Genomic DNA, 8,759 nt, shown 5'->3' with positions numbered 1-8,759 from the left:
GAGACTTAAACATGTTACAAACTGAACGGCCTGATAATAAAAGATTTTCATGCACGTGCCATCCTCCTTTGAGATAGATCAAACTTTAACTACATAATATCATTGAAACAATTTAATGTAAACGCTTTTATATAAAGGAGGAGAGGTTGTTCATTATTTTTCTTTGTTGTTAAACACGAACTATTTAACTTTATTTAATTTTAAATATAAGGTTTTTGTTGACGTGAAGAAAAATTAATTGCTAGAATAACACTGTAGAATACGTGAAATACGTAAATTAATGTGAGGTGTGCAATGAAAAGAAAATCGTTATTATACGAAGGGAAAGCAAAAAAATTATTCCAAACAAATCAAGAAAACGTGTTATTAGTCGAGTATTTAGACCAAGCAACAGCACTCAATGGCTTAAAAAAAGATGCTGTGGTAGGTAAAGGGCAAATGAATAATCAAATTACTGCCATTCTTTTTGAAAAAATTACAGAAAAAGGTATTGCAAACCATTTTATTAAAAAAATCTCAAAAACCGAACAATTAGTGCAAGCAGTTACCATGCTTCCTTTAGAAATTGTGGTTCGAAATATTGCGGCTGGAAGTTTTTCAAAACGTTTAGATGTGACAGAAGGAACGGCTTTGCCGTTTGCGATTATCGAATTTTACTACAAAGAAGACCGCTTAGATGATCCAATAATTAATGAAGACCATATCAAAGTATTGGAAATTGCGTCAGACGTAGAGATTCGAGAAATTAAAAATTTGGCATTACAGATTAATCAAGTCTTAAAAGAGTTATTTGCAATGATTGCGATTGATCTTGTTGATTTCAAGATTGAGGTAGGTCGTACAACGGAAGGAAAACTATTATTGGCTGATGAAATTTCGCCGGATACTTGCCGTTTGTGGGATAAGGAGACCAATGCGCATTTAGATAAAGATGTGTATCGTCGTGATTTAGGGGATTTAATTTCAGTTTATCGTGAAGTGCTACAAAGATTAGAAAATAAAGGAGAGTCATCATGTATTTAGGAAAAGTGTATGTCACATATAAAGAATCTGTATTAGATCCACAAGGAGAAGCGGTAAAAGGTGCTATTCATCGATTGGGTTACACTGAAATTGAAGAGGTCCGTATCGGCAAATACTTTGAAATAAAAATGGCAACAGTGGAGCGACCAGAAGAAGTGATTGAAGAGATTTGTGATAAATTATTGGCAAATGTCAACATGGAAACGTATCGTTATGAAATTTTATCATTGGAGGAAGCCTAAACATGAAATTTGCAGTAATTGTTTTTCCAGGATCGAATTGTGATATGGATCTGCTTTGGGCGATTCGCGATATTATGGGGGCTCAAGCTGAGTATGTTCGACATGATGCGGAATCTTTAGCAGGTTTTGATGGGTTGTTGTTACCAGGTGGTTTTTCGTATGGTGATTATTTACGTTGCGGGGCAATTGCTCGTTTCTCGTCGATTATGCAAGAAGTAATCCGTTTTGCAAAAGAAGGACGACCGGTTTTTGGGACGTGCAATGGTTTTCAAGTGTTAACAGAAGCTGGTTTATTGCCAGGATCTTTACGTCGTAATGAGTCGCTTCATTTTATTTGTAAAACAGTTTCTTTAAAAGTAAATAATCAAACTAAATTCACTTCGGAGTATCAACAAGATGAATGTATTCAGGTGCCTGTAGCACATGGCGAAGGAAATTATTATTGCGATGAAGAAACTTTGCAACAATTAGAACAAAATAATCAAATTGTTTTTAGATATGAAGAAAACCTGAATGGTAGTGTGGCAAATATTGCAGGAATTTGTAATGAACGTGGTAATGTGTTGGGGATGATGCCTCATCCAGAACGTGCCATGGAAAAATTATTAGGTTCCGATGATGGCAAGAAGTTTTTTGCATCCATCTTGAAAAACTTTGGAAAGGTGTCTGTATAAATGAAAAAATTTGAACCAACGCCCCAACAAGTCAAAGAACAACGGATTTACGCTGAATGGGGACTGACAGACGAAGAGTATCGAATGATTGAGGAAGATATTTTAGGAAGAATGCCCAATTATACTGAGACCGGTCTGTTTTCAGTGATGTGGAGTGAGCATTGTTCTTATAAAAATTCCAAACCTGTTTTGCGAAAATTCCCCACAAGTGGTCCGCAAGTGTTACAAGGACCTGGTGAAGGGGCGGGAATTGTCGATATTGGTGACGGACAAGCGGTGGTCTTTAAAGCCGAGAGTCATAATCACCCATCGGCAGTAGAACCTTACGAAGGTGCAGCAACTGGTGTTGGTGGCATTATTCGGGATATCTTTAGTATGGGGGCGCGACCGATTGCGATTTTAGATTCCTTGCGTTTTGGTGAATTAGACAATGAACGAACAAAATATTTAGTTGAAGAAGTGGTTGCAGGTATTAGTGGTTATGGAAACTGTATTGGTATCCCGACAGTTGGTGGTGAAATTCAATTTGATGCTTGTTATGAAGGGAATCCGTTAGTTAATGCAATGTGTGTCGGCTTAATCAATCACAAAGATATCCAAAAAGGACAAGCCAAAGGTGTGGGCAATACGATTATGTATGTGGGTGCAAAAACTGGGCGTGATGGCATCCATGGTGCAACATTTGCCTCAGAAGAATTTGTCGAAGGCGAAGAACAACAACGCTCGGCTGTTCAAGTGGGTGACCCTTTTATGGAAAAGTTATTATTAGAAGCTTGTTTGGAACTAATTTTAGAGCATAGTGACATTTTAGTGGGCATTCAAGATATGGGTGCAGCTGGTTTAGTCTCTTCAAGTGCGGAAATGGCTTCGAAAGCCGGATCTGGTTTAGAGTTGTTTTTAGACGATGTTCCGCAGCGGGAAACAGGAATGACACCTTATGAAATGATGTTGTCCGAATCACAAGAACGAATGTTAATTTGTGTTGAACAAGGGCATGAAGAAGAAGTTGTGGCGTTATTTGCAAAATATGACTTAGATGCTGTGTCAATTGGCAAAGTGACTGACGATGGTTTATATCGTTTGTATCATCATGGCAAAGAAGTCGCTCATTTACCAGTGGACGCTTTAGCAGAAGATGCCCCAACATACCATAAAGAACGCCAAGAACCAGCTCGTATCAAGCAATTCGCTGAAATGGCTGATTTTGTGCCGGTAATTAATGATCCATCAGAAACGTTGCTGGCATTATTGCAACAACCAACGATTGCATCAAAGAAATCAATTTATGAAACGTATGATTCACAAGTTCGTACCAATACCGTTGTACCACCAGGCAGTGATGCAGCAGTGCTAAGAGTTCGTGGTACTGAAAAAGCGCTAGCGATGACAACGGATTGTAACAGCCGTTACTTGTATCTGAACCCAGAAATCGGGGGCCAAATTGCTGTTGCAGAAGCAGCTCGTAATATTGTGGCTAGCGGTGGAAAACCTTTAGCGATTACGGATTGTTTGAATTATGGTTCTCCGGATAAACCAGAAGGCTTTTGGGAATTATGGACATCGGCTGACGGTATTTCAGAAGCATGCCGTGTATTGGACACACCGGTAATTTCGGGGAATGTTTCTTTGTATAATGAAACGAACGGAAAAGCCATTTATCCAACGCCGATGATTGGGATGGTTGGACTGATTGAAAATCTTGCACACATTACGACACAGGAATTCAAACAAATGGGAGATTTAATTTATGTGATTGGGGAAACTGAGGCTGATTTTAATGGCAGTGAAATCCAAAAGTTACAATTAGGAAAAATTGAAGGCAAGTTGATGACGTTTGATTTGGCAGTTGAAAAAGAAAATCAAGCGGCTGTATTGCAAGCTATTCAAGCTGGTTTGGTTGCCAGTGCGCATGATTGTGCAGAAGGAGGTCTTGCAATTGCTTTAGCAGAATCGACTTTTAAAAATGAATTAGGTGTTGAGGTTACCTTAGATATGGCTAAGGAGCAACTATTTGCTGAAACACAATCACGCTTTGTTCTAAGTGTCCGTCCTGAAAAACAAGAAGAGTTTGAACAATTAATGGGGGAAAAGGCGCAATTAATTGGCCATGTTACGCAAAGTCACCTACAGATTTCAGCACAAAATGGAACGATTCTAGTAGAAACAAAAACGGCGAAAACATTGTGGGAGGAAGCTATTCCATGTCTTATGAAGTGAAAAGCTTAAACGAAGAATGTGGTGTATTTGGTGTCTGGGGGCATCCCGATGCTGCGCGCGTCACATATTTTGGTCTTCATAGTTTACAACATCGCGGACAAGAAGGAGCCGGAATTGTTTCGAATGAGTCTGGCAAACTACATGGGCATCGTGAACTGGGGTTGCTTTCAGAAGTCTTTTCAGATGAAACAAAACTACAATCATTGGCAGGAAATGCTGCAATTGGTCATGTCCGTTATGCAACAGCCGGCAATGGTAGTGTAGATAACATTCAACCGTTTTTATTTAAATTTCATGATAGTCAAGTTGCTTTAGCTCACAATGGTAATTTAACAAATGCAAAAACCTTGCGTCGGAACTTGGAAAAAGAAGGAGCTATTTTTCATTCCAATTCTGATACGGAGATTTTAATGCATTTAATTCGTAAAAGTCAGCAATCGACGTTTTTAGATCAGCTGAAAGAAGCCTTGAACCAAGTCAAAGGAGGCTTTGCGTATGTACTAATTACGGAAAATGCGATTATTGCGGCTTTAGATCCGAATGGTTTTCGTCCACTATCGATTGGGCAAATGAAAAATGGTGCCTATGTGATTGCGTCAGAAACCTGTGCTTTAGACACAGTAGGAGCGATTTTTATCCGTGATGTGCAACCTGGAGAAGTAGTCACAATTAATGATAATGGTTTACAAGTTAATCGTTATACAACACAAACCCAACCAGCGATTTGTGCGATGGAATATATTTATTTTGCCCGTCCTGATTCGAATATTGCCGGAGTGAACGTGCATACAGCACGCAAAGAGATGGGGAAACGATTAGCCGAAGAAGCTCCTATTGACGCCGATATGGTTATTGGGGTACCGAATTCTTCGTTATCTGCTGCAAGTGGCTATGCAGAGTATTCAGGTATTCCTTATGAATTAGGATTGGTTAAAAATCAATACATTGCTCGAACATTCATCCAACCAACACAAGAATTACGTGAACAAGGCGTGCGAATGAAACTATCGGCTGTACGAGGTGTTGTCGCAGGCAAACGAGTTATTTTAGTAGATGATTCGATTGTTCGAGGAACCACTAGTCGCCGAATTGTCCAATTGCTTAAAGAGGCAGGAGCTAAAGAAGTTCATTTGCGCATTGCTTCTCCGCCTTTAAAATATCCTTGTTTTTATGGAATCGATATTCAAACAAGAAAAGAATTGATTGCGGCAAATCACACAGTTGAAGAGATTCGTACGTGTGTAGCGGCTGATTCGTTAGCATTTTTGAGTGAACAAGGATTGATTGATTCGATTGGTTTAACCTTTGATGCACCTTATACAGGGTTGTGTATGGCTTATTTTAATGGTGATTATCCGACACCTTTATATGATTACGAAGAACAATATCAAGCATCACTAAAAGAGCAAACATCATTTTTTTAATGGAGGGAAGTACGTGACAAACGCATATGCAAAAGCCGGTGTAGATGTAGCAGCTGGTTATGAAGTAGTGGAACGAATAAAAAAACATGTGCAAAAAACAGAGAGATTAGGTGTGATAGGAAGTCTAGGTGGCTTTGGTGGTTGCTTTGATTTAAGTGCGATACCTGTCAAAGAACCGGTGCTAGTTTCTGGAACAGATGGTGTCGGAACGAAATTAATGGTTGCTATTCAAGCGGATAAACATGAAACTATCGGAATCGATTGTGTAGCGATGTGTGTCAATGACATTGTGGCACAAGGTGCCGAACCGCTCTATTTCTTAGATTACTTGGCGACAGGCAAAAATGTTCCTGAACGTTTAGAAAAAGTTGTTGCTGGTGTAGCAGAAGGATGTGTTCAAGCTGGAGCGGCTTTAATTGGTGGAGAAACGGCTGAAATGCCGGGAATGTATCAAGACAATGAGTATGATTTAGCCGGTTTTGCAGTAGGAATTGCCGAAAAAAGCCAGTTAATTACAGGTGAAACCATTCAAGCTGGTGATGTGTTAATTGGGTTACCTTCCTCTGGTATTCACTCGAATGGCTATTCCTTAGTCCGTAAAATTTTCTTTGAAGATCATCAGCTAGACAATCAAACAATTATTCCGGCACTGGCACAACCATTAGCAGATGAATTATTAACACCCACGAAAATTTACGTGAATGCGGTGTTACCATTGATTAAATCAGAACTAGTGCACGGAATCGCGCATGTTACAGGCGGCGGTTTTGTTGAAAATCTTCCACGAATGCTACCAGCTAATTTAGCCGTTGACATTCATTTAGGAACTTGGCCAATATTACCGATTTTTGAGGTGTTAGCAGCTTATGGTAAGATTCCGATGCTAGAAATGTTTGAAATTTTTAACATGGGGATTGGCATGGTGTTGGCTGTTTCACCAGAAAAAGTTGCAGATGTTCAGCAATTGCTAAAAGAAAATCATGAAACGAGTTATGTTATTGGGCAAGTAGTTGAAAAAACGACAAACGTGATTCATTTTACCGAGGTTTCAGTATGAGGATTGCTATTTTAGCGTCAGGTAACGGCAGTAATTTTGAAGCAATTGTCCAAGCGGTTGAAAGAGGCGAAATTCAAGGAGAAGTGACCTTACTTTTTTCAGATAAAAAAGAAGCCAATGTGCTAAAAAGAGCAGCGAAGTATCAAGTACCAGCGTATAGTTTTGCCCCAAAGCAATTTGATTCTAAAGAAAAGTATGAAGCGGCTTTATGCGAATTGCTAGTAAAGCAACAGATTGATTTGATTGTTTTGGCAGGTTATATGCGCATTATTGGCAGCCAACTATTGCAAGCATTTCCGCAGCAGATTATTAACATCCATCCATCGCTTCTGCCGAGTTTTCCAGGATTACATGGGATAAAAGATGCGTTTGAATATGGTGTGAAAGTCACAGGAATCACCATCCACTTTATTGATGATGGAATCGATACAGGACCAATTATTGCTCAGAAAACAATCGACCTTGACCCAGATGAAACATTACAAACGTTAGAAGAAAAGATTCATCAACTGGAACACCAATGGTATCCTAAAGTAATCGCAAATATAGTAAGAAGAAGGAGTAATCAGATATGACAAAAAAAGCATTAATTAGCGTTTCGGATAAAACTGGTATTGAAAATTTTGCAAAGGCTTTGGTTGATCAAGGCGTGGAAATCATCTCAACGGGTGGGACTAAAAAAGTGTTAGATGATGCAGGGGTTCCAACAATTTCGATTGATGAAGTAACTGGTTTTCCAGAGATGATGGACGGTCGTGTGAAAACCCTGCACCCTAAAATTCATGGTGGACTACTAGGTCGACGAGATTTAGACACGCACTTGCAAGCGATGGCTGATCATGAGATTGCACCGATTGATTTTGTTGTCGTTAATTTATATCCGTTCAAAGAAACTATTTTAAAACCAGACGTCACTGAAGAAGATGCGATTGAAAATATTGATATTGGTGGTCCTAGTATGCTCCGCTCAGCTGCGAAAAATCATGCCGCAGTAACTGTTATTGTTGATCCAAATGATTACGATGTGGTTCTTACTGAATTAGATGCAAACAATCAAACTTCGCTAGCGACCAGAAAACGTCTAGCAGCTAAAGTTTTTCGTCATACAGCGGCTTATGATGCCTTGATTGCCAATTATTTGACAGATTTAGTGGGAGAGACCGAACCTGAAAAATTAACGTTAACTTATGAATTGAAACAATCTTTGCGTTATGGAGAAAATAGTCATCAAGACGCAGCATTTTACGCGGATGCTTTACCGAAGAAGTATTCAATTGCTTCAGCAAAACAATTGCATGGCAAAGAATTATCTTACAATAATATTCGTGACGCAGATGCAGCAATTCGTATTGCACGAGAATATCAAGAACCGACAGTTGTTGCTTTAAAACACATGAATCCTTGTGGCATTGGTACCGCATCAACGATTTTTGATGCGTATATGTCAGCATATGAAGCCGATTCTGTTTCGATTTTTGGTGGAATTGTGGTCTTGAATCGTCCTGTGGATGAGGCGACTGCAGAAAAAATGAGTCATATTTTCTTAGAAATTATTATTGCGCCAGCGTTTGAGGAAGTAGCTTTAGAAATTTTGACGAAAAAGAAAAATATTCGTCTATTGACTTTAGGTTTTTCTGATACAACTTCGATTCAATCAGAAACTGTTTCTGTTTTAGGTGGTCTATTGGTTCAAGAGCAAGATATGATTTTGGAAGAGCCAACTGAATGGCAAGTAGTAACGAAACGTCAACCAACTGAAACAGAATTAGCAGCACTAGAATTTGCTTGGAAAGCAGTGAAACATGTGAAGTCAAACGCCATTTTATTAGCGAATGATAAACAAACGGTTGGGATTGGTGCCGGTCAAATGAATCGTGTGGGTTCTGTTAAAATCGCGATTGAACAAGCGGAATCTGCTGGCAAAATGGCGGGAGCCGTCTTGGCAAGTGATGCCTTTTTCCCAATGAGTGACAGCGTGGAATATGCGGCAAAACATGGGATTAAAGCGATTATTCAACCTGGTGGCAGTATTAAAGATCAAGAATCCATTGAGATGGCAGACCAATATGGTGTCACAATGCTATTTACAAAGGTTCGTCATTTCAGACACTAATTCTTAGGA

At 39.3% G+C, this 8,759-nt stretch carries 8 protein-coding genes; all 8 read left to right on the top strand.

Translation table 11 applies throughout. From position 1 onward, the window contains the following. Positions 1 to 294 precede the first annotated feature (294 nt). The 8 genes from purC to purH are packed head-to-tail and all read left to right on the top strand — an operon-like array spanning position 295 to position 8,750. Entirely contained in the window at positions 295 to 1,023 is a 729-nt protein-coding gene (gene purC, locus BAU17_RS10090) for a phosphoribosylaminoimidazolesuccinocarboxamide synthase (protein WP_161902692.1), read from the top strand. Further along, a complete protein-coding gene (purS, locus tag BAU17_RS10085; protein WP_161902691.1) occupies positions 1,014 to 1,265 on the top strand; it encodes a phosphoribosylformylglycinamidine synthase subunit PurS in 252 nt (83 codons plus the stop codon). The genes purC and purS overlap by 10 nt, the downstream gene beginning before the upstream one ends. 2 nt (positions 1,266 to 1,267) lie before the next feature. Beyond that, positions 1,268 to 1,939, top strand: a complete 672-nt coding sequence (gene purQ, locus BAU17_RS10080) for a phosphoribosylformylglycinamidine synthase subunit PurQ (protein WP_161902690.1) — start codon at positions 1,268 to 1,270, stop codon at positions 1,937 to 1,939. Next, positions 1,940 to 4,156, top strand: coding sequence for a phosphoribosylformylglycinamidine synthase subunit PurL (purL, locus tag BAU17_RS10075; RefSeq protein ID WP_161902689.1), 2,217 nt, complete (start codon positions 1,940 to 1,942; stop codon positions 4,154 to 4,156). After that, on the top strand, positions 4,141 to 5,580 hold the full coding sequence (gene purF, locus BAU17_RS10070; protein WP_161902688.1) for an amidophosphoribosyltransferase: 1,440 nt from the start codon (positions 4,141 to 4,143) through the stop codon (positions 5,578 to 5,580). The genes purL and purF overlap by 16 nt, the downstream gene beginning before the upstream one ends. A 13-nt stretch (positions 5,581 to 5,593) precedes the next feature. Continuing rightward, positions 5,594 to 6,637 carry a phosphoribosylformylglycinamidine cyclo-ligase gene (purM, locus tag BAU17_RS10065; RefSeq protein WP_161902687.1) on the top strand — a complete coding sequence of 348 codons (1,044 nt, stop codon included), beginning with the start codon at positions 5,594 to 5,596 and terminating at the stop codon, positions 6,635 to 6,637. Then, entirely contained in the window at positions 6,634 to 7,212 is a 579-nt protein-coding gene (gene purN / locus BAU17_RS10060) for a phosphoribosylglycinamide formyltransferase (protein ID WP_161902686.1), read from the top strand. Before purM ends, purN begins: the two co-directional genes overlap by 4 nt. Beyond that, positions 7,209 to 8,750 (top strand): bifunctional phosphoribosylaminoimidazolecarboxamide formyltransferase/IMP cyclohydrolase, encoded by a 1,542-nt coding sequence (gene purH / locus BAU17_RS10055; RefSeq protein WP_161902685.1) that lies wholly within the window; start codon positions 7,209 to 7,211, stop codon positions 8,748 to 8,750. Before purN ends, purH begins: the two co-directional genes overlap by 4 nt. Positions 8,751 to 8,759: the final 9 nt, after the last annotated feature.

The organism is Candidatus Enterococcus willemsii (genome assembly GCF_009933335.1).
GTDB lineage: Bacteria > Bacillota > Bacilli > Lactobacillales > Enterococcaceae > Enterococcus_F > Enterococcus_F willemsii.
The sequence above is the reverse complement of the archived record's forward strand: the minus strand, read 5'-3'. Positions and strand labels throughout refer to the sequence as shown.

What these genes read in the sequence shown, in the direction of transcription:
- purL (WP_161902689.1), top strand. Translation starts at nt 1,940, where the DNA reads ATGAAAAAATTTGAACCAACGCCCCAACAAGTCAAAGAACAACGGATT.
- purQ (WP_161902690.1), top strand. Translation starts at nt 1,268, where the DNA reads ATGAAATTTGCAGTAATTGTTTTTCCAGGATCGAATTGTGATATGGAT.
- purN (WP_161902686.1), top strand. Translation starts at nt 6,634, where the DNA reads ATGAGGATTGCTATTTTAGCGTCAGGTAACGGCAGTAATTTTGAAGCA.
- purC (WP_161902692.1), top strand. Translation starts at nt 295, where the DNA reads ATGAAAAGAAAATCGTTATTATACGAAGGGAAAGCAAAAAAATTATTC.
- purF (WP_161902688.1), top strand. Translation starts at nt 4,141, where the DNA reads ATGTCTTATGAAGTGAAAAGCTTAAACGAAGAATGTGGTGTATTTGGT.
- purH (WP_161902685.1), top strand. Translation starts at nt 7,209, where the DNA reads ATGACAAAAAAAGCATTAATTAGCGTTTCGGATAAAACTGGTATTGAA.
- purS (WP_161902691.1), top strand. Translation starts at nt 1,014, where the DNA reads ATGTATTTAGGAAAAGTGTATGTCACATATAAAGAATCTGTATTAGAT.